Here is a 21593-nt window from a genome sequence, read left to right on the forward strand (position 1 = left end):
ATCATGCTTTTTCCACCTTCACGAGGAAGGACTTGAATTCCGGCGTTTGCGAATTCGCATCCCCCACGCCCGGCGTCAGGGTATTGATCAGATACCCCGGCTTGGCCACGCCCGTAAAGCCCCAGTGCAGCGGCAGGCCCACGGTATGCACCGGCTTGCCTTCGATCATCAAAGCCTTGATGCGCTTGGTGACGACGGCCTTGGCGATGATGTGCCCGCGCTTGGAACTGACGCGCACTTCGCCGCCAGCCACCACGCCGATGCTCTTGGCCAGCTCTTCGCCGATTTCAACGAATTGCTGCGGCTGGATGATGGCGTTCAGGCGCGCATGCTTGGTCCAGTAATGGAAATGCTCGGTCAAACGGTAGCTGGTCGCCACATGCGGATATTCCTCGTGCGTGCCGAACATTTTCCGGTCGTCGGCGAACACGCGCGCGGCCGGATTGCTGGTCGCCTGCGGGTTTTTCGGATGCATGGGGTTGTAGCCCAGGGGATTTTCGAACGGCTCGTAATGTTCGGGGAACGGTCCTTCGGCCATGGCGCCGCGCGCAAAGAAGCGCGCCACGCCCTCGCCCAGCATGATGAACGGCCCCATGCCGTTTTCCGGCGGTTCATCGGCCTTGAAGTCGGGAATATCGGCCCCGCTCCAGTTCGTGCCATTCCATTCGATCAACTTGCGGGTCGGATCGAAGGCCTTGCCCTTCAAGTCGCACGAGGCGCGGTTGTACAGCACGCGGCGGTTCGCCGGCCACGCCCAGGCCCAGCCCAGAGTCTGGCCGATGCCGGTCGGGTCGCTGTTGTCGCGCCGTCCCATCTGGTTGCCCGCCTGCGTCCAGCTGCCGGCGAAGATCCAGCAACCGCTGGTGGTCGTGCCATCGTCGCGCAATTGCGCAAACGAGGCCAGCTGCTCGCCCTTTTTCACCAGCAGCTTGGTCGGATCTTTCGGATCGTACAAGTCGGCCAGCGCCTTGCCGTTGAATTCGCGGGCGATTTCTTCCGGCTGCGGGTTATGCGGCTGCGCATAATTCCACGTCAGGTTGACGATAGGATCGGGGAACTTGCCGCCCTCTTTCTTGTACATGCTGCGCATGCGCAAGAACAGGCCCGACATGATCTCCAGGTCGCTGCGCGCCTGGCCCGGCGGTTCGGCTGCCTGCCAGTGCCACTGCAGCACGCGCGAGGAACTGACCAGCGAACCGCGTTCTTCGGCGAAGCAACTGGTCGGCAAGCGGAACACTTCCGTCATGATCTTGGTGGGATCGACTTCGTGGTATTGCCCGTGGGCCTTCCAGAATTCGCCCGTTTCCACGGCCAGCGGGTCCATGATGACGAGGAACTTCAGCTTCGACAGCGCTTCCGTGACCTTCTGCTTGTTCGGCGCGGATGCCAGCACATTGAAACCCTGGCAGATATAGCCCGTCATCTTGCCTTGGTGCATGTTCTCGATGGCTTGCATCAAGTCATACGGCTTGTCGAGTTTCGGCAGGTAGTCAAAGGCGTAGTTGTTCTCGGCCGTGGCAAAGTCGCCCCACCACGTCTTCATGAAGCTGACGTGGAACTTGCGGTAATTGCTCCAGTAGCTGAGCTGGTTCGGCCGCAGCGGCTTGGTGGCGCGCGCGGCGATGTAGGCGTCGAAGTCCTGCTCGCCCTCGTTCGGCAAGGTCATGTAACCTGGCAACAGGTTCGACATCAGGCCCAGGTCGGTCAAGCCCTGGATGTTCGAGTGGCCGCGCAAGGCGTTCATGCCGCCGCCCGCGATGCCCATGTTGCCCAGCAACAGCTGCACCATGGCGCCCGTGCGGATGGTCTGCGCGCCCGTCGAGTGGTGCGTCCAGCCCAGCGCGTACAGGATGGTACCGGCGCGTCCCGGCACGGCGGTCGAAGCCAAAGCTTCCGCCACCTTGTGGAACTTGTCGGCCGACACGCCGCACGTACGCTCGACCATCTCGGTCGTGTAACGCGCGTAGTGCTTCTTCATCATCTGGTAGACGCAGCGCGGGTGTTCCAGGGTCGGGTCGACCTTGGCGTAGCCGTCGTCGCCGATCTCGTAATCCCAGGTGGCCTTGTCGGTGTACTTGCCTTTTTCCTTGTCGAAACCCGAGAACAGGCCGTCCTCGAACGCATAGTCTTCGCGCACGATGAAGGGCATGTCCGTGTAGTTGCGCACGTACTCATGCTGGATCTTGTCGTTCGTCAGCAGATAATTGATGATCGCGCCGAGGAAGACGATGTCCGTGCCGGTACGCGTGGCGCAGTAGTAATCTGCCACGGATGCGGTACGGGTAAAACGCGGATCGACAACGATCAGCTTGGCCTTGTTATGCGCCTTCGCTTCCGTGACCCATTTGAATCCGCAAGGATGTGCTTCTGCTGCATTGCCGCCCATGACCAGGATCACGTCGGCATTCTTGATATCGACCCAATGATTCGTCATCGCGCCACGGCCAAACGTCGGGGCAAGACCTGCCACCGTCGGTCCGTGTCATACACGCGCCTGATTATCAAAGGTCAGCATCCCCATGCTGCGCACTGTCTTGTGGGTCAGATACCCGACCTCGTTGCTGCCGGCGGACGCGGCAAGCATGCCGGTGGAGAGCCAGCGGTTGACGGTCTTGCCGTCGGCATTCTTTTCGATCAGGTTGGCGTCGCGGTCATCCTTCATCAGGCGCGCGATCTTGTCGAGCGCCACATCCCAGGAGATCGGTTGCCATTCCGTGCCGCCCGGTGCGCGGTATTCGGGCACTTTCAGGCGGTTCGGGCTGTGGATGAAGTCGACCAGGCTGGCGCCTTTCGGGCACAGCGTGCCGCGGTTCACCGGGTGATCGGCATCGCCTTCCACGTGGATGATGCTGGAGACGGCGTTTTTCGCGCCATCGCCCAGGCCATACAGCAGGACGCCGCAGCCAACGGAACAGTAAGGACAGGTATTGCGGGTCTCGGTCGTGCGAGCCAGCTTGTATTGCCGTACCTCTGCCAACGCCTGCCCCGGCGCGAAACCGAGCAAGGCGAGGCTGGAGCCAGCAATCGTGGCGCCAGTGACCCGAAGGAACTGGCGCCTGGATATCTGAACCATATCAGACCTCTATGATGTGAGTAAATAAAAAGTCATACGGCGTCATGACAGTGTCATATCCATAAGATATAAGCACCATGCCTGTGCCGTATGAGGCGTATTTTACCCCTCAAAGGCAATCAAGGCTCAGTCCGCCGGAAAAAATTGCACATAGTCAACATTATTTTATCGGTACCGAATAGTTCCTCTAAACAATACCAGCCTGCCCATGCAGCGCCCGCCATGAAAAAAAACCCGCTCACGTGAGCGGGTTTTTTATGGATGGGACCGAACTTGCAAGCTAATTTACAGGCTGTAGCGCAAGGTCAACGCCACGTTGCGCGGCGCGCCCGGCAAGCTCAGGTTCGGGCTGGAACCGTGGCCTGACACGATGTAGCGCGTATCGCCGATATTGTTGATGTTCAGCTGCACTTCATAGCGGCCCGTGCGATAGGCAGCCATGGCGTCGGCCGTCACGTAGCCCGGCAGCACGACCGTGTTGCCCGGATTGGCGAAGCGGCTGCCGACGGCATTCGCACCGCCGCCCACCGTGAAGCCGTGGCCCAGGTCTTTCGTCAGCCACAGATTGGCCGTGTTGCGCGCCGTCAAAGTGGCGCGCTTGCCCTTGATGGCCACCGAACTGGCCGTCGTCGTGCCCGGCGCATTCACGCTGCGGTCGACGGCGATGGAATCGGTGATGGTGGCGTCCAGGTAAGCATAACCGGCCATCATTTTCCAGCCGTCATGCAAGTCCGCGTTGAAGGTCAGTTCCAAACCATCCGTGCGCTGCGTGCCGACGGGCACGATGCGGTTCGTGATCGGGTCGCTGGTCTTGATGTTGTCGCGTTCCAGACGGAACAGCGACACGGTGGCGTTGGCGCGACCGCCCCACAGGTCGTACTTGGCGCCCACTTCCGTGTTGCGCGTGGCTTCCGGCGCCAGGTCGGCATTGTTGGCGGCCAGGGCGAAGTTCTCGCCGCTGGGCTGGAATGAGCGGCTCCACGACGCGTAGTACGATTGCATGGCGCTCGGTTGCCAGACGAGGCCGGCGCGGGGGCTGTAGGCCGAATCCGTGCGCGACAGATTGGCCGTCGTCACGCCAAGCGCATTGGCCAGGCGCGACTGCTGCTTGTAGCGGTCATAGCGCAAGCCGGCCAGCGCCTTCCACTCGTCGCTGAAGCTGATGGCGTCCTGCACGTAGGCGGCGGCCGTGTCGTAGGTGCCGAAGGTATCGCTGCGCGCGCCCAGCTTGCTGCGGTTGACCACAGGCAGGACGGGATGGAAGATCGAGACATTCGTCGCAACCACGGTCGAGGCCCAGCTCGACGCATCCTTGTTTTGCTTGCCGAACTCGGCGCCGTACAGCACTTCGTGGCGCAGGCCGCCCGTGACCAGCTTTTGCGTCAGTTCCGTCTGGTTGAACCAGCCGCTCTCGTCGCGGTTGAGCTTGGCATGACCGAGGCTCATTGTGCCTTTGACCTCGTTGACGTTGCCGGAAATATTCGTGTTGTTGCGGTCCAGGTGGTAATCGTAATAGCGGAAGGCATTGCGCAGCGACAAGGTATCGCTGAACTTGTGCGTCAGGGTGGCGGCCGTGGAGACCACGCGCGACTGGCTGAAGTCCGCATCGCGGGCATTCGCGGCGCCATAATAAGTGCCCGCATCGACGGCGACGGGGCGGCCCTGGTAGGACGGGATGCCGAAGTCCGTCAGGCGGCGGTCTTCCAGGTAGTCGCCCTGCAGCAGCAGTTTCGTCGCGTTTGAGAGGCGGATGGCCACGGATGGCGCCAGCGCCGTGCGGTTGATGAATTGCTGGTCGCGGTAGCTGTCCGACAATTCGCGCGCGCCCGTGAAGCGCCAGTCCACCGTCTCGCCGACACGGCCCACGTCGACTTCGCCGCGGCGCCCTGCCGTATTGGTCAGGCTCAGGGCCACGTCCGTGATATCGATGCCGGGCTTCTTGGTGATGCGGTTCACCAGGCCGCCCGAGGAACCGCGGCCGTACAGCACGGCGGCCGGTCCCTTGATCACTTCCAGGCGCTCGACGTTCGACAGGTCGCGGAAATACAGCGCGTCATCACGGAAGCCGTCGACGAACTGGTCGCCGATGGCCGTGAAGCCGCGGATGAACACCTGGTCGCGCTGGCCGTCGCCCGTGGACAGGCCCACGCCGGGGATGTTCTTCATGATGTCCTGGATCGACATGGCGTTCTGGTCGCGGATGACGGCGGCCGGCACCACGTTGATCGTTTGCGGCACGTCGCGCAGGGCCATTTCCGTCTTGGTGCCGCTGGCGGAGGTGGCGGCGACATAGCCGTCCTTGTCCTTCGATGCCGTCACGGTGACGGCGGGCAAGCTTTCCTGCGCCCAGGCCGCCAATGGCGTGGCGCCCAAGGTCAAGGCGCCCAGTACGGCGATGGTGATCGGTTTACATCCTGGCTTGCGACGTTGCTGCATACAATTCCCTGGTCGATGTTTTAATACGAATGATTATCATTAGTATTTTATCAGGCGAACATGCATAAAGTAAGCGTTTCTGTAAGTGATAGTACTTATGGACTAGGTACTTGATGTAAAAACACAACAGGAAATCAATATCAAAAAATAATTAAAATTGCCGTAAGAAACTATTTCTCTGCGTCAATGCTATACTTGCGCCTTGCTGGGCAACGGTCAGCCTGACCGGCATGCCCCCTGTTTCACCTCCAACGCCACGCTCAGCGCGGCGCGCCGCACAGCCATCACGCGGCACCCGAAGACCCCGATCCCCTGCGCCTCGCGGCGCCTGTCCGCCCCTGCTGGCGGCGGCGATCATGACTATTAAACTGTTAGGAATTACATGAAAAACCTGAACATCGGCAGCCGCCTTGGCGTCGGCTTTGCTGTCGTATTGCTGTTGCTTGCCGCCTTGACCATCACCGCCCTCGTGCGCATGCAAACGGCCAGCGACCTGACTTACCGCCTGATCAATACCAGCATCAAGAACCAGCGCATGGTGGCCGAATGGTCGAAGATCATTGAACTCAACAGCGTGCGCGGCGTCGCCTCGTTCGAAATTACCGATCCTGTCGTGCGCGCCAAGATCGAGGACGACTTGAAAGTCGATGCGGAGCGTTCCAGCAAGCTGCAGGACGACATCGTCGCGTCCCTGCTCAACCCTGCCGTGATCGAGCAATTCAAGGTCGTGCGCAAGGTACGCACCGATTACGTGACGACGCGCGCGCGCGCCTTCAAGATGAAGGCCGACGGCGACATGGCAGGCGCCAAGATCGTGTTCGACAAGGAAGTCGCGCCCATCACCGTGGCCTATCTGGCCGAAGTGAAGCGCTTCGCCAACATGCAGATCAAGGCGGCCGACGGCGTCGGCGCCAGCATCATCGAAGCGTACAGCAGCACGCGCATCTTCCTGATCACCATGGGCGTGCTGGCCGTGCTGATGGGCATCGGTTTTGCGTGGTGGATCACGCGCTCGATCACCGGCCCCATCCGCGACGCCGTGAAAGTGGCGGAAACCGTGGCAGCAGGCGACCTGAGCAGCACCATTACGGCACAGGGCCGCGATGAAACGGCCCAGCTGATGCATGCGCTGAAAACCATGAACGACAGCCTCGTCGGTATCGTGGGCCAGGTGCGCAGCGGCACCGACACCATCGCCACGGCATCGGCGGAAATCGCCGCCGGCAACCAGGACCTGTCCTCGCGCACGGAACAGCAAGCCAGTTCGCTGGAAGAAACCGCCTCGTCAATGGAAGAACTGACATCGACCGTGAAACAGAATGCCGACAACGCGCGCCAGGCGAATAAGCTGGCCGGCGACGCGGCCGGCATCGCCAGCCGCGGCGGCGCCGTGGTGGCCGAAGTGGTCGCCACCATGGGCGAGATCAATACCTCGTCGAAGAAAATCGTCGACATCATCTCCGTCATCGACGGCATCGCCTTCCAGACCAACATCCTGGCCTTGAACGCGGCCGTGGAAGCGGCGCGCGCCGGCGAACAGGGACGCGGCTTCGCCGTCGTGGCAACAGAGGTGCGCAACCTGGCGCAGCGCTCGGCGGCGGCAGCGAAAGAGATCAAGGGCCTGATCGACGATTCCGTGCAAAAGGTCGACGTGGGCACGGACCTGGTCGACAAGGCCGGCAAGACGATGGAAGAAATCGTGCAAAGCATCGGCTTCGTCACGTCCATCATGAGCGAGATCAGCAATGCCAGTGAAGAGCAGAGCGCAGGCATCGAGCAAGTCAACCAGGCCATTTCGGAAATGGATCAGGTGACCCAGCAAAATGCGGCGCTGGTGGAAGAAGCGTCGGCAGCGGCCGAAGCGATGCAGGAACAGGCGAGCGAACTGGCGCAGGTGGTCAGCGTGTTCCGCCTCGATGCAAACGCTGCGGCCACCGACCGTTTCAGCGCCAAGGCGGCGCAGCGCAGCGCGCCGGCAACCCCGGCAGCGCCGGTCCGCAAGGCCTCCATCCCTGCCCTGCGCCTGCCCGCGACGCGCGCCAGCAGCAAGGCGAGCGCACCTGCCGAAGGCGAGTGGGAAGAGTTTTAAATCTGCTGCAGCAAGCCGCGCGCCATCAAGCCGCGCGCGCTTGCGCTGTGGCGATCAGTGCCGCCAGCTCGCGCGGCGCGGATTGCCCCAGAAATTCCAGGGCCAGCGCCTCGGGATCGATGGCGGCCTCCGCCGGCAAGCCATGCTCGAAACCACCCACCATGGTGCGGCAGAAATGCGGCGATTCGGCCCGCGTTTCCACATACCAGCAACCCGCATGACCCTGCACAAAGTATTCGCCGATAAAGTAGCCGAGCATGGTTTTCACCCATTGCCAGCTCTCGTCGCGGATGACGATGGTGCGCATGGCCGCATCGATGTACGGCAGGTACTCGGCCGCATTGGTCAGCACTTCGTGCGCGGGCTGGATGCCCAGGCGCTCGACAAAATTCACTAGCGACGCGCCCAGCGCGTCATAGTAGGCATCAAAAGCCGTTTGGCTTTGCTGCAATAATTGTTCTTGTTCGTACGACAGCATTCACACTCCACAGACATTCAACAATTCCGCCCATCCCGAGAAATCGGGCGGAGCAGACTTTCCCCTATTTTACGCCACGCTCACATCGACGCCCGCGCGCTGCAGCAAGGCCTGGTTGCGGGCGGACAGATGCGTCACCTGCAGGTGCTTGCCCGCCTTGTCGTAGCGCTCGTACAAGGCTTCGATGGCCGCGACGGCCGAGTGGTCGGCCATGTGCAGATGCCGGCAATCGAGGATGACGCGGACCGGATCACCGGCCGGCTGGAACAGTTCCAGGAAATGCGTGGTCGAGGCGAAAAACAGGGTGCCGTGCGGCAGGTACACGCGCACGCCGGAGCTGCCATCATCGATGTCGGCGCGCATGTCGCGCGCATGTTGCCAGGCAAAATTCAAGGCGGCAATCACGATGCCGCACAGCACGGCCATCGCCAGGTCCGTAAACACCGTGATCACCGTCACGGCGACGATCACCAGCGCATCCTGCAACGGCACCTTGCCCAGCACGCGCAAGGAACCCCAGGCAAACGTCTGCTGCGCCACGACGAACATCACGCCGACCAGCGCAGCCAGCGGGATGCGCTCGATCAGCGGCGACAGGAACAGGATGAACAATAAAATCATCACGCCGGCCGTCACGCCCGACAGGCGCGAGCGGCCGCCCGAGCTCAGGTTGATCATCGTCTGCCCGATCATGGCGCAGCCGCCCATGCCGCCAAACAGCCCCGACACGACATTCGAAGCGCCGAGCGCGATGCATTCGCGGTTCGGCTGGCCCCGCGTTTCAGTCATCTCATCGGTGAGATTAAAGGTGAGCAAGGTTTCCAGCAAGCCCACCATGGCCATCAGCGCCGCATACGGGAAGATGATGTGCAAGGTCGCCATATCCAGCGGCACGGCGGGCCAATGCAGGGCCGGCAAGCCACCGGCGATGTGCGCGAGGTCGCCCAGGGTGCGCGTGGGCAGGTGCAGGAAATGGCTGAGCACGCCCACGCCCAGGATGGCCACCAGCGCGGGCGGCACGGCTTTTGTCAGGCGCGGCAACACGTAGACGATGGCCATGGTAAGCAGCACCAGCGCGCCCATCACATACAAGGGCGTGCCTTGCAGCCAGGCCTCGCCCTGCGGCGTGGCCTGGCGAAAGTGTTCGAGCTGGGCCATGGCGATGACGATGGCCAGGCCATTCACAAAGCCCAGCATTACGGGATGGGGCACCATGCGGATCAGCTTACCCAGGCGCAAGAGGCCAAACAGCGCCATGATGATGCCGCTCAGCACCACAGTCGCCAGCAGATATTGCACGCCATGCTGGGCCACCAGTGCCACGATGACGACGGCCATGGAACCGGCCGCGCCCGAAATCATGCCGGGACGCCCGCCAAAGATGGCCGTCAATGCGCAGATGATGAAGGCGCCATACAGGCCCATCAGGGGATTCAACTGTGCCACCAGGGCAAAGGCGATGCATTCGGGCACCAGGGCGAACGAGGTGGTCAGGCCCGCCAGGACATTTTTTTGTATGTTCGAGAACCAATCTTCCCGAAAACTTGCGTTGATCATTGATTCACATCCAGGGTCGGAACAGGGAAATGCGCGTCCAATGGACAGCGCAGCCATGCAGGCAGGCTTCGCGGGGGAGCCACGACTAGCTTTAACGGAGAGGGAAATCGTCAGCGACTACATGGGGTGGCGAAAAGGAAAAGATTCATCAGCGCACCATAGGGTGTGGCTGAGCCTGCAGACATTATACAAGATGCGGCCGGGCCGGATGGGCGGGACCGCGGCACCCAGACGCGGGCAGGAAAATAATGTTTCCAGCAGCTGTATTTGCAAAATAAAAATAATTTAAATGGAATATTTTTAAATAATACTGCTGTTTCAATTGGATAGTATCTATGCAATTTTCTCCATTATTCTACACAGCAGCGGTGGAGACTGCTTACCACATTAAAAAACGGGGCGTATCCGAAAAGCCAGACGAGTAGGAAAACCGAGGAGGAATCATGACCGACGCGCAATTATATGCCAGCAATATTACAATCAACATTCTCGTTGTAATAGACACCGATCTGATTATGGCTCAGCATCCGCGTCAGACCGCCCCTGATCAGAGCAAGCCCGTGGGCCTGGCGCATACCAGCCAGTACATGATTGCCACCGACCCACGCGGCATCAATAGCGGACAAGGCTCTGCTGACCTGAGTTTCAGGGCCAACGTGGGCGACTATGTCTCGTTCACCGGCGCTTCCATCTATGACAACGCCGATTCGGCCGTCATTGTGTATGGCATCAATTACTGGAATGGCGACAAGGTCTTCAATACCTTTGTCTCCAATACCATTACCCGCAGAAATGCGGTCATGCCGAATTCGGATTCCTCGAATGGTTTGCCGGCAATACAGCAACCGCGCAATTTTTCTAATTTCACGGCGCAGGTATCCAAATCCGGCACGGAAAATTTCTATGTCTATATTGCCGTATATAGCCTGAATGACGATGGCCAGACGCAAAGCCTGTATGGTTATTTTTATTGGGATCCACAGATTACTGTCGGTTAGTCATTTCCCGGAAATCAAATAAACTGAAGCCCTGTATTTAATTGCAGCCGACGCCGTTCAGCCGCATAGGCAAAAAAAAGCCCACCGAAGTGGGCTTTTTTATCTGCGCGTCAATCACTGCGCTGCATCTGGAGGCGAGGACGGGAATCGAACCCGTCTAAACGGCTTTGCAGGCCGCTGCATAACCTCTTTGCTACCTCGCCAGAGGAACTGCTTGGATGCGCCTTGCGGCCCACCTTGAAAACTGGAGCGGGAGAAGAGTCTCGAACTCTCGACCTCAACCTTGGCAAGGTTGCGCTCTACCAACTGAGCTACTCCCGCATTGGAGCTTGTTTACCGCTTAATCACGCCGCATGACTGCGTTGCGGCGGATAAAAAAAGGAAGCCAGCTTAGCTTCCCTTTAGAATTCTGGAGCGGGAGAAGAGTCTCGAACTCTCGACCTCAACCTTGGCAAGGTTGCGCTCTACCAACTGAGCTACTCCCGCATTGGAGCTTCTATTTTCTGCTACTGCCATTTTTGCTATGCTGCTTCAGCTTTCGCTGGAGCGGGAGAAGAGTCTCGAACTCTCGACCTCAACCTTGGCAAGGTTGCGCTCTACCAACTGAGCTACTCCCGCATACGAACCGCTATTTTACTGCTTTTTGCTACCGTTTACCAGTGCTGCTTTACTGCTGATCCAGTGTTCACTGGAGCGGGAGAAGAGTCTCGAACTCTCGACCTCAACCTTGGCAAGGTTGCGCTCTACCAACTGAGCTACTCCCGCAGTGGACAACATTGTATCAGAAGCTCTACTACATCGCCAGTACTACTTTTTACTGCATTTGCTGTTTTTACCTATGACACGATCCAGAAAACTGGAGCGGGAGAAGAGTCTCGAACTCTCGACCTCAACCTTGGCAAGGTTGCGCTCTACCAACTGAGCTACTCCCGCGTCATCAACAACAGGCCAGCATTATAGAGGGATTACAGGGGCTGTCAACGGGCAATATCTGGTCTTTTGCAAAATATTTGGGGTCAGACCCTTTGGGTCTGACCCCAGCTCTTGCGTTTGGGTTAAAAAGACGCCAGCCCAATGCTATCGGCGTCCATCACCTCAATGCAGATTGCCCGCTTTTTCCTTGATGAGCGGCCATGCCAGGCGCAGGTAATAGAACATCGACCACACCGTCAGCACGCAGGCGATCCACAGCAGCTTCTCGCCCCACACATGGGTGTCGATCGCGCCGAAGATCACTTCGTGGTACAGCAGCAAGGGAATGGCCGTCATCTGCGCGGCCGTCTTGATCTTGCCGATCGAGCTGACGGCCACCGATTTCGACGCGCCGATCTGCGCCATCCATTCGCGCAAGGCGGAAATCGTGATTTCACGGCCGATGATGATGAAGGCCAGCACGGCATTGACACGGTCCAGCTGCACCAGCACCAGCAAGGCGCCCGCCACCATCAGCTTGTCGGCCACGGGGTCGAGGAAGGCGCCGAAGGCGGACGTCTGGTTCCAGCGCCGCGCGAGGAAACCATCGAACCAGTCGGTCACGGCCGCAACGATGAAGACCAGGGTGGCAACCAGGTTCTGGTCGCCATGCAGCAGCATCGACGGCGGCAGGTAAAACACGCCGACGACGAGCGGGATCAGGGCCACGCGCAGCCAGGTCAAAAGGATGGGAATATTAAAAGGCATAAGAGAGCAATCGGCCGACGGGTAAATTGAACATGAAGAAAGCGTGAAGAAAGCGCCACTAGTCTACATGGCCCGGCAACATTAGCCTAGTCCGGTTGCCGCAGCGCCGGACCAGGCCCCCATCCATTAATGCAGCTGCTTGTAGATCTCTTCCGCCAGTTGCGTGGAAATCCCCTCCACCGACATCAGGTCCTCGACGCTGGCGTCGACCACGCCGCGCAAGCCGCCAAAGCGCGACAGCAGTTTCTGGCGGCGCTTGGCGCCGATTCCTTCGATTTCTTCCAGGCGCGACGTCTGGCGCGTCTTGGCCCGCTTGGCGCGCATGCCGGTAATGGCAAAGCGGTGCGCCTCGTCGCGGATTTGCGCGATCAGCATCAGCGCCGCCGATTCCTTGCCCAGTTCCTGCGCCGCGCGGCCATCTACGAACAGCAGGGTTTCCAGGCCCACCTTGCGCCCTTCCCCCTTGGCCACGCCGACAATCAAGCTGATATCGAGTCCCAGCTCGGCGAACACCTGGCGCGCCATTTCGATCTGGCCCTTGCCGCCGTCGATCAGCACCACGTCGGGCATCACGCCGTCGCCATTGGCCACCTTCTCGTAGCGGCGCATCAAGACCTGGCGCATGGCTGCGTAATCGTCGCCGGGCGTGATGTCGTTGATGTTGTAGCGCCGGTATTCGCCATTCTGCATAGCGTGATGATGGAACACCACGCACGAGGCCTGCGTCGCTTCGCCCTGCGTGTGGCTGATGTCGAAACATTCGACGCGCAGGCTGTCGAGATCCTCCGTTTCCAGGCGCAGCGCCTCGGCCAGCGCCCGCGTGCGCGACTGCTGCGAGCCCTGCTCGGACAACAATCGCGCCAGCGAAATCCCGGCGCCCTTCTGCGCCATTTCCAGCCACTGGCGACGCTGCCCCTGCGGCTGGAAGATCAGGTTGATGCGGTGGCCGCACTGCTCCATCAACGCCACCATCAGGGCCGGCTGGTCGAATTCGATATTCAGGATCAAGGTGCCGGGAATGAATTTTTCCGTGTAGTGCTGGGCCAGGAAGGCGGCCAGCACTTCCACCTCGATCGGCTCTTCGGCAATCGCCGCCGCATCGCTGAGCTGGCTGGGGAAATAGGCGCGGTCGCCCAAGTGGCGCCCGCCCCGCACCATGGCCAGGTTGACGCAGGCGCGCCCGCCCTGCACCAGCACGGCGATGATGTCGACGTCGGCGTCGCCCGTCGTTTCCATGCTCTGCTGGTGCAGCACGCGCGACAGCGAGGCGATCTGGTTGCGCACCACCACGGCTTGCTCGAATTTCAGTTCGGCGGCAAACGCGTGCATCTTCTTTTCCAGGTCGGCCATCACCTCGCTCTGGCGCCCGCGCAGGAAGCGCGCCGCGTTTTCCACGTCGTTTTTATAATCTTCCTTGCTGATCAGGTCCACGCACGGCGCGCTGCAGCGGCCGATCTGGTGCAGCAGGCAGGGCCGCGTGCGGTTCGCATACACGCTGTCCTCGCAGGTGCGGATGAGAAAAACCTTTTGCAGGATCTGCATCGATTCCTTGACGGCCCAGGAACTGGGGAACGGCCCGAAATACTGGTTTTTCTTGTCCACCGCGCCCCGGTAATACACCATGCGCGGCGCATCGCCATTGGTGATTTTCAGATACGGATACGATTTATCATCGCGGAACAGGATGTTGTAACGCGGCTGCAGCGCCTTGATCAGGTTGTTTTCCAGGATCAGCGCTTCCGCCTCGCTGTGCGTGACCGTCGTTTCCAGGCGCGCGATGCGCTCGACCATCATGGCGATGCGGGGGCTGGCCAGGTTTTTCTGGAAATAGCTGGAGACGCGCTTTTTCAGGTCGCGCGCCTTGCCGACGTACAACACCTTGTCGGCGGCGTCGAAATAGCGGTACACGCCGGGCAGGTTCGGCAGCTTGGCAACGGTGGCCAGCACCTGCGCGCGCGGGTCGGGCGGCGTTTCCGTGGAATTGAGGTCGGGTATTGCTTCGGTCATTGCTGGCTCTTAAATGGGGTCAGACCCGCCGGGGGAATACGTCCCAGTGGGACGCATTCCGATCGAAAAGACTGACCCCAGCAGTCGTCTGCATTACGGCGCTTGCTCCACAATCACAAACGCCACGGCATACTCTTCTTCATCGCTGATCGTCACTTGCGCGCTCAGGCGATTCTTTTCCATGAAGTCGGCCAGCACGCCGCTGCAGACGATCATCGGCTTGCCGCTGGGGTGGTTCAGCATTTGCGCGGCGGGCCACGTCATCGGCATGCGCAAGCCCAGGCCGATGGCCTTGGAAAACGCCTCTTTGGCCGCGAAGCGCGTGGCCAGGAAGCGCACGCCGCGCACGGCGTTCTTGGCGCTGCGGGCGCGGAACTTGTCCAGCTCCTGCGGTCCCAGTATCTTTTTGGCGAAACGCTCGCCGTGGCGCGCCAGGGCCGCCTCGATGCGGGGAATCTTGCAGATATCGGTACCGATGCCGTAAATCATGCCGAGCTCCCTTGTCAGGCCCTGTGGCCCAGGCGCGTGGCCACCATGATGGCCTTCATTTCGCGCACGGCGTTTTCCCAGCCGACAAACACGGCATGCGCGACGATGGCGTGGCCGATGTTCAGTTCGGCAATATCGGGAATCGCGGCAATCGCCTGCACATTGGTGTAATGCAAGCCGTGGCCCGCGTTGACCTTCAAGCCGCGGCCCACGCCGAACAGCACGCCCGCCTTGATGCGTTCCAGTTCCGCCAGCTGTTCCGCGCCTTGCGTATCGGCGTAGCGCCCCGTGTGCAGTTCGATCACGGGCGCACCGAGTTCGGCGGCGGCGGCGATCTGCTGTTCGTCCGCGTCGATGAACAGGCTCACGCGGATGCCCTCGCCCTGCAATTGCTTGACGGCAGCCTGCACTTCCTTGAAGTAGCGCACCACGTCCAGGCCCCCTTCCGTCGTCACTTCCGTGCGTTTTTCCGGCACCAGGCACACGTCGGCCGGGCGGATGCCGCAGGCGAAGTCGATCATTTCCTGCGTCACGGCCGCTTCCAGGTTCATGCGCGTGAGCAACTGCGGCGCGATGGCGATCACGTCCGCATCCTTGATGTGGCGGCGGTCTTCGCGCAGGTGCAGGGTGATGGCGTCGGCACCCGCCTGTTCGGCCAGCAATGCCGCGCGGATCGGGTCCGGATACGCGGTGCCGCGCGCATTGCGCAAGGTGGCCACGTGGTCAATGTTGACGCCCAGGTCGATGACGGGGCCGGAAGGCTGCAAAAAGCTCATAGTGATGGTATCCGTAAAGTGCTGTCCTGCGACGAACCGCCGCTACAGCTGCATTAAATCGATCAGTATCTGGCGCGTGTTCAAGGTGGCGCCCCCCAGTTGATGGGCCAGCAAAAAGCGCATCAGCAGCTTGCTTTGCGCCTGCGTGGCCACGTCAAGGTAATCTTCGCGCTCCATGTCGAGCAGGGTCTTGCCCGTGATCTTGGGCCAGGCGTCGGCGGCGCGCGCCGGGCGCGGTCCCCGTTCCGGGTCGACCACGTACACCTGCCCCGCTTCGACGGCCTGGCGCGTGCCCGTGCAGCGCGTCAGGTCGGCCGCCACGCCCGTTTCCTTGAGCAGCGCGCGCTCGAACTTGCGCAGCACGATGGGCGGCGGCTCATTGTGCGCCAGTTGATTCAAGGTGGCAACGTAGTGGTCGAACAGCACGGGATGCGGATCGTCGCGCGCCAGCAATTTCACCAGCAATTCGTTCAAATAGAAACCGCACAGCAGGGCCGTCTTTTCCAGCGGCAGCATGCCGCCCACCCATTCCGCGCCCGTCAGGATGCGCAGCTCGGACTTGCCCGTCCAGCCCGCCTGCAGGGGCTGGAACGTCTGCAGCACGCCGCGCAACTGCGAATGGGGCCGCTTGGCGCCCTTGGCGACGAGCGCGATGCGGCCGTATTCGCGTGTGAACACGTCGACGATAAGGCTGGTCTCTTTATGCGGATAGCTGTGCAGCACGAAGGCTGGCTGGCCCGTGATGCGGCCGTCGCGCGCGGGCGGACGGCTGCGCCGGGGTGCTGCGGAAGGTGCGGCCGGCGGCGCGATGGCCGCCGGCGCGGGGACAACGGGTGAGGCTGGCGCAGGATCGTGCAGCGCTGGCGTGGTGGTGCTCATGCGTGTGGTGTCGCCCCCGGGTTGCGGATTACTCGTAGCCGTAGGCGCGCAAGCCCGCCTCGTTGTCGGCCCAGCCCGACTTGACCTTGACCCAGATTTCCAGGTACACGGGGCCGCCGAACAGTTTTTCCATATCCAGGCGGGCCTGGGTGGAGACTTCCTTCAGGCGCGCGCCCTTGTTGCCGATGATCATGGATTTATGCGTATCGCGCTCGACCAGGATGGCGGCGAACACGCGGCGCAAATCGCCTTCCTGCTCGAATTTCTCGATCAGCACGGTGCTCGTGTACGGCAGTTCGTCGCCGACGAAGCGGAACAGTTTTTCGCGCACGATTTCCGAGGCGAGGAATTTCTCGCTGCGGTCCGTGATGTCGTCCGGGCCAAAGATGGGCTGGTTTTCCGGCAAGAAGCGCTTGATCTCGTTCTGCAGGCCTTCCAGCTGGAAGTGCAGCTTGGCGGACACAGGAACGATGGCGGCGAAGTCGCGCATGGCGGCGATCTTTTGCGCGAACGGCAGCAGCACGGCCTTGTCCTTGACCCTGTCCGATTTATTGATGACGAGGATGCACGGCACTTCCTTCGGCAGCAGGTCCATCACTTGCTGGTCGGCCGGGCCGAACGTGCCCGCCTCGATCACGTACAGGATGACGTCCGAGGAAATCAGCGTGTTCGTGACGGTCTTGTTCAGCGTCTTGTTCAGCGCGTTCGAGTGGCGCGTCTGGAAGCCGGGCGTGTCGACGTAGATGAATTGCGCGTCCGGCACCGTCTGGATGCCCGTGATGCGGTGGCGCGTGGTTTGCGCCTTGCGCGAAGTGATGCTGACCTTCGCGCCGATCAGCACGTTCATCAGGGTCGATTTGCCCACGTTGGGGCGGCCCACGATGGCGATATAGCCACAGCGGAAGTTGTCGGGCATTTTGGTGGCTGTCATGCTAGTGTCGATTCTGTTTAGTGTGAGCGGCGATCGCCGGGGCAGCCGGGGCTGACGCGTCGTCGCTCTGGATGGTGGCAATGCCGGCCAGCTTGAGCTGGGCGGCGCGCGGTTTGGGCTTGCGGCTGGCGGCAGGCGACTTCAACAGCGCCTGCTCGGCCACGTCCAGCGCCAGTTTGGCGGCGGCTTGCTCACCGGCGCGGCGGCTTCCGCCACGGCCGTAAACCTGGATGTTCAATTTCGGCACCAGGCATTCGATCTCGAATTCCTGGCTGTGGGCGGCGCCATGGGTAGCCACCACGTTGTACTGTGGCAGCGAAATTTTCTTGCTCTGCAAAAACTCCTGCAGCAGGGTCTTGGCATCCTTACCCAGCGTTTGCGGATCGACCGAGTCGAGGATGGGAATGTAGAAGGCGCGGATCACCGTGCTGGCGGCGTCAAAACCCGTGTCGAGGAAGATGGCGCCCAGCAAGGCTTCCAGCGTGTCGGCGAGGATCGACGGACGGCGAAAGCCGCCCGATTTGAGCTCGCCTTCGCCCAGGCGCAAAAATTGCGACAATTCCAGCTTTTGCGCGATTTCATACAGCGACTGCTGCTTGACCAGGTTGGCACGCAGGCGCGACAGGTCGCCCTCGTCGATAGTCTTGAAACGTTCGTACAGGATGGAAGCGACCACGCAGTTGAGGATGGAGTCGCCGAGGAATTCCAGCCGCTCGTTATGCAAACTGCTGTGGCTACGGTGCGTCAAGGCTTGCTGCAACAGGCCAGCATCCTGGAACGTATAGCCTAAACGGGTTTGCAATAGCTGAAGATTCATTGTTGTTTCTGTGTCATCTGAGTAATTCGGCTGGCCGCCGCGCGGGGAGTCGGCGCGGCAGCCATGGTTGGTCCATTACAGACCAGGCCGGCTTAGTGTATGCCGCCCACGCGTTTCGGATTGCTGAAGTTCATCCACACCAGGAAAGCCTTGCCGACGATATTCTCGTTCGGCACGAAACCCCAGTAGCGGCTGTCCGCGCTATTGTCGCGGTTATCGCCCATCATGAAGTAATTGCCTTGTGGCACCACACACGTGAAGCCGTCTTCGTTATAGTTGCACGCCTCCTTGTGCGGGAAATCCTTCACTTCGCGCAAGTTCAACGTCGGAGCGGGCTCGTCGTTGAGGATGCGGTGGCTCACGCCCGTCAGGTTTTCTTCCAGCTGCTTGTGGTAGACCGTGCTTTCGTCATCGAGGTAGTCGTCCAGCGGGGTGTACGCCACTTCCTTGCCGTTGACCGTCAAGCGCTTGTTTTCATAGGTGATTTTATCACCGGGCACCCCGATCACGCGCTTGATATAGTCTTGCGACATATCTTTCGGATACTTGAACACCATCACGTCGCCGCGCTGCGGATCATTGACTTCAATGATGCGCTTGTTGACGATCGGCAAACGAATGCCATAGGTGAACTTGTTTACCAGGATCAAATCGCCGACCAGCAAGGTCGGCACCATCGAGCTCGACGGGATCTTGAACGGCTCGTACAGGAACGAACGCAGGCAAAACACGAGGGCGATGACGGGAAAGAAGCTGCCCGAATACTCGACCCAGGTCGGCTGGCGCAACAGATCTGCCTCGATGGCGGCGCGGCGGCTGCTGCTACTACCATCGGACTTGATGCCTTCAGCCAACGACTTCGCTTGACGCTCATCGAACTCGGCCAGGGCACGGTCGGCCGCCTTGCGGCGCTGCTTGGAGAGATAAAACACATCCAGGCACCAGACCAGGCCCGTCAACACCATCAGCACGAACAGGATTAAAGCGAAATTTCCTAAAATCACTTGCAGGTTCATTGATTAACCATCCACTTGTAAAATTGCCAGGAATGCCTCTTGCGGGATCTCCACGGAACCCACTTGCTTCATGCGTTTCTTACCCGCCTTTTGTTTTTCCAGCAATTTTTTCTTGCGGCTGATGTCGCCGCCGTAGCACTTGGCCAGGACGTTCTTGCGCAAGGCTTTTACGTTCTCGCGCGAAATGATGTTCGCGCCGATGGTCGCCTGGATGGCCACGTCGAACATCTGGCGCGGAATCAGTTCGCGCATCTTGGCAGCCACCTGGCGGCCACGGTACTGGCTGTTCGAACGGTGAACGATGATGGCCAGCGCATCGACTTTTTCGCTGTTGATCAGCATGTCGACCTTGACCACGTCGGCCGCGCGGTATTCCTTGAACTCGTAATCCATCGAGGCATAGCCGCGCGACGTCGATTTCAGGCGGTCGAAGAAGTCCAGCACGATCTCGGCCATCGGCATTTCATACACGAGCTTGACCTGGCGGCCGTGGTAGCTCATGTCCATCTGGATGCCGCGCTTGCCGATACACAGGGTGATCACGGAGCCCACGTATTCCTGCGGCATGTACAGATTGACCGTGACGATAGGCTCGCGCACTTCCTCGATGCGCGACGGATCGGGCATCTTCGACGGATTGTCGACGTTGATCATGGTGCCGTCGCGCTGGATCACTTCGTACACGACGGTCGGCGCCGTGGTGATCAGGTCCATGTCGAATTCGCGTTCGAGGCGCTCCTGCACGATTTCCATGTGCAGCAAGCCCAGGAAGCCGCAGCGGAAGCCGAAGCCCAGCGCCTGTGACACTTCCGGCTCGTACATCAGGGCCGCATCGTTCAGTTTCAGCTTTTCCAGCGAGTCGCGCAACGCGTCGTACTGGTTCGCTTCCACGGGGAACAGGCCGGCGAACACTTGCGGCTGCACTTCCTTGAAGCCAGGCAATGGCGCGGCGGCAGGACGGTTGGCCAGGGTGACGGTATCGCCCACTTTCGCCGCTTTCAATTCCTTGATGCCGGCAATGATGAAGCCCACCTGGCCTGCTGACAACTGCGGCAAGGATTGCGAACGGGGCGAGAACACGCCGATGTCTTCCACCAGCTGCACCGAATCGGTGGCCATCAGACGGATCTTGTCTTTCGGTTTCAGGGTACCGTTGATCACGCGTACCAGCATGACCACGCCCACATAGGCGTCATACCAGGAGTCGACGATCAGCGCCTGCAGCGGTGCATCGGGGTCGCCCTTCGGTGGCGGCACCTTGACGATCAGCTGCTCGAGCACGTCCAGCACGCCGAAGCCCGTCTTGGCCGAGCAATGCACGGCGTCGGCCGCGTCGATGCCGATCACGTCTTCGATCTCGGCAATCGCGCTCGGCGGATCCGCGTTCGGCAAATCGATCTTGTTCAGGACGGGCACCACTTCCACGCCCAGATCCAGCGCCGTGTAGCAGTTGGCGACCGTTTGCGCTTCCACGCCTTGCGATGCATCCACCACCAGCAGCGCGCCTTCGCACGCCGACAGCGAGCGCGACACTTCATAGCTGAAGTCGACGTGGCCGGGCGTATCGATCAGGTTCAGGTTGTAGATCTGGCCATCGCGCGCCTTGTAGTGCAGGGCCGCCGTTTGCGCCTTGATGGTAATGCCGCGCTCGCGCTCCAGATCCATCGAATCGAGCACCTGCGCCTCCATCTCGCGGTCGGACAAGCCGCCGCACAATTGAATGATGCGGTCAGCCAGGGTCGATTTACCGTGGTCAATATGGGCGATGATGGAGAAGTTGCGTATGTTGTTCATTAACTAATATAAGTGCGAAGTTGACGACACTGCTTTAACAGGAATCAGGGGGATCATGTCCGGGCCAAACAGGGCCAAAACCAGGCGCCCCACTCATGATGAAAAAAGCGCTCCGAGCAGGACATCTGCATGCCCAGGCGAGCGCTTTTGAAGCGACAGAAGCTGCTGCCTCGGACAGTAGCTTTTTCGACCTCCCCATTTTACCGGATTTCAGAGTAGAAAGCCCGTCTTATGAGGCCGGCACCGGGGCAAGCCGACATTTTCGGCTGTTTTCAGCACCAGAATGGTGCAATGCAGTGTCAATATTGACAGTTAAACTACATCAGGCAGCGCCGCACGGCCGCCTCGTCGAGAAAATAATGGCAGAGCTCGGGCTGCGCCAGGTCGCCGAACAGCACCGGCACCAGCTCGTCAAAACGGGCCAGCAGCGAGGCGTCGGGCGAGGCGTCGATGTCGATCACGTCCACCGTGAACGGTTTGCCGGGCGGCTGCAGCAGGAGCAAGGCGTCGAGCATGTCCTGGCAAAGGTGGCAATAACTGCGGGAATAGAGCGTGAAGTGCATGGAAAAGAGA

Annotated in this window: 16 protein-coding genes and 6 tRNA genes; 2 read left to right on the forward strand and 20 right to left on the reverse strand. The window is 60.5% G+C overall.

Features of this window, described 5'->3' with window-relative positions; all coding sequences use genetic code 11:
- Position 1: 1 nt before the first annotated feature.
- Together fdnG and D9M09_RS17320 are read right to left on the reverse strand one after the other, a co-directional pair.
- A complete protein-coding gene (gene fdnG / locus D9M09_RS17310) occupies positions 2–3073 on the reverse strand; it encodes a formate dehydrogenase-N subunit alpha (RefSeq protein WP_162995737.1) in 3072 nt (1023 codons plus the stop codon).
- A 285-nt stretch (positions 3074–3358) separates the two neighbouring features.
- Complete coding sequence (locus D9M09_RS17320) at positions 3359–5509, reverse strand: TonB-dependent receptor (RefSeq protein ID WP_121670001.1); 2151 nt, start codon at positions 5507–5509, stop codon at positions 3359–3361.
- Positions 5510–5891: 382 nt separating this feature from the next.
- Here D9M09_RS17320 and D9M09_RS17325 point away from each other — a divergent pair, with 382 nt between their 5' ends.
- Positions 5892–7598 carry a methyl-accepting chemotaxis protein gene (locus tag D9M09_RS17325; RefSeq protein WP_070222325.1) on the forward strand — a complete coding sequence of 569 codons (1707 nt, stop codon included), beginning with the start codon at positions 5892–5894 and terminating at the stop codon, positions 7596–7598.
- Between the two features lie 25 nt (positions 7599–7623).
- On the opposite strand, the gene D9M09_RS17330 is transcribed toward D9M09_RS17325, so the two are convergent.
- On the reverse strand, positions 7624–8076 hold the full coding sequence (locus D9M09_RS17330; protein WP_070311973.1) for a hypothetical protein: 453 nt from the start codon (positions 8074–8076) through the stop codon (positions 7624–7626).
- A 69-nt stretch (positions 8077–8145) separates the two neighbouring features.
- On the reverse strand, positions 8146–9633 hold the full coding sequence (locus D9M09_RS17335) for a SulP family inorganic anion transporter (RefSeq protein ID WP_121670002.1): 1488 nt from the start codon (positions 9631–9633) through the stop codon (positions 8146–8148).
- Positions 9634–10076: 443 nt separating this feature from the next.
- On the opposite strand from D9M09_RS17335, the gene D9M09_RS17340 reads away from it, so the two are divergent.
- Positions 10077–10631, forward strand: coding sequence for an inclusion body family protein (locus D9M09_RS17340; RefSeq protein ID WP_070222332.1), 555 nt, complete (start codon positions 10077–10079; stop codon positions 10629–10631).
- 129 nt (positions 10632–10760) lie between these two features.
- On the opposite strand, the gene D9M09_RS17345 is transcribed toward D9M09_RS17340, so the two are convergent.
- The 16 genes from D9M09_RS17345 to D9M09_RS17420 form a co-directional block, all read right to left on the reverse strand.
- Positions 10761–10834 (reverse strand) — tRNA-Cys (locus D9M09_RS17345).
- 42 nt (positions 10835–10876) lie between these two features.
- A tRNA-Gly gene (locus D9M09_RS17350) sits at positions 10877–10952 on the reverse strand.
- An 89-nt stretch (positions 10953–11041) separates the two neighbouring features.
- Positions 11042–11117, reverse strand: a tRNA-Gly gene (locus D9M09_RS17355).
- A gap of 56 nt (positions 11118–11173) precedes the next feature.
- Positions 11174–11249: transfer RNA gene (locus D9M09_RS17360), tRNA-Gly, on the reverse strand.
- Positions 11250–11320: 71 nt separating this feature from the next.
- Positions 11321–11396 (reverse strand) — tRNA-Gly (locus tag D9M09_RS17365).
- A 92-nt stretch (positions 11397–11488) separates the two neighbouring features.
- Positions 11489–11564: transfer RNA gene (locus D9M09_RS17370), tRNA-Gly, on the reverse strand.
- A 162-nt stretch (positions 11565–11726) separates the two neighbouring features.
- Positions 11727–12311, reverse strand: a complete 585-nt coding sequence (gene pgsA, locus D9M09_RS17375; protein ID WP_034749601.1) for a CDP-diacylglycerol--glycerol-3-phosphate 3-phosphatidyltransferase — start codon at positions 12309–12311, stop codon at positions 11727–11729.
- Positions 12312–12437: 126 nt separating this feature from the next.
- Complete coding sequence (gene uvrC / locus D9M09_RS17380) at positions 12438–14318, reverse strand: excinuclease ABC subunit UvrC (RefSeq protein WP_099411204.1); 1881 nt, start codon at positions 14316–14318, stop codon at positions 12438–12440.
- Positions 14319–14411: 93 nt separating this feature from the next.
- On the reverse strand, positions 14412–14807 hold the full coding sequence (acpS, locus tag D9M09_RS17385; protein ID WP_070223854.1) for a holo-ACP synthase: 396 nt from the start codon (positions 14805–14807) through the stop codon (positions 14412–14414).
- Between the two features lie 14 nt (positions 14808–14821).
- A complete protein-coding gene (pdxJ, locus tag D9M09_RS17390) occupies positions 14822–15583 on the reverse strand; it encodes a pyridoxine 5'-phosphate synthase (protein ID WP_121670003.1) in 762 nt (253 codons plus the stop codon).
- A 42-nt stretch (positions 15584–15625) separates the two neighbouring features.
- Entirely contained in the window at positions 15626–16462 is an 837-nt protein-coding gene (gene recO / locus D9M09_RS17395; protein WP_070223858.1) for a DNA repair protein RecO, read from the reverse strand.
- A gap of 28 nt (positions 16463–16490) precedes the next feature.
- Complete coding sequence (gene era / locus D9M09_RS17400) at positions 16491–17393, reverse strand: GTPase Era (RefSeq protein WP_034749612.1); 903 nt, start codon at positions 17391–17393, stop codon at positions 16491–16493.
- A 1-nt stretch (position 17394) separates the two neighbouring features.
- Positions 17395–18210, reverse strand: a complete 816-nt coding sequence (gene rnc, locus D9M09_RS17405; protein WP_099411201.1) for a ribonuclease III — start codon at positions 18208–18210, stop codon at positions 17395–17397.
- A 92-nt stretch (positions 18211–18302) separates the two neighbouring features.
- On the reverse strand, positions 18303–19226 hold the full coding sequence (lepB, locus tag D9M09_RS17410; RefSeq protein WP_121670004.1) for a signal peptidase I: 924 nt from the start codon (positions 19224–19226) through the stop codon (positions 18303–18305).
- A 3-nt stretch (positions 19227–19229) separates the two neighbouring features.
- Positions 19230–21020, reverse strand: a complete 1791-nt coding sequence (gene lepA / locus D9M09_RS17415; protein ID WP_070223864.1) for a translation elongation factor 4 — start codon at positions 21018–21020, stop codon at positions 19230–19232.
- Positions 21021–21337: 317 nt separating this feature from the next.
- A complete protein-coding gene (locus D9M09_RS17420; protein ID WP_070223866.1) occupies positions 21338–21583 on the reverse strand; it encodes a glutaredoxin family protein in 246 nt (81 codons plus the stop codon).
- Positions 21584–21593 lie beyond the last annotated feature (10 nt).

It is taken from the genome of Janthinobacterium agaricidamnosum, assembly GCF_003667705.1.
Lineage (GTDB): Bacteria > Pseudomonadota > Gammaproteobacteria > Burkholderiales > Burkholderiaceae_D > Janthinobacterium.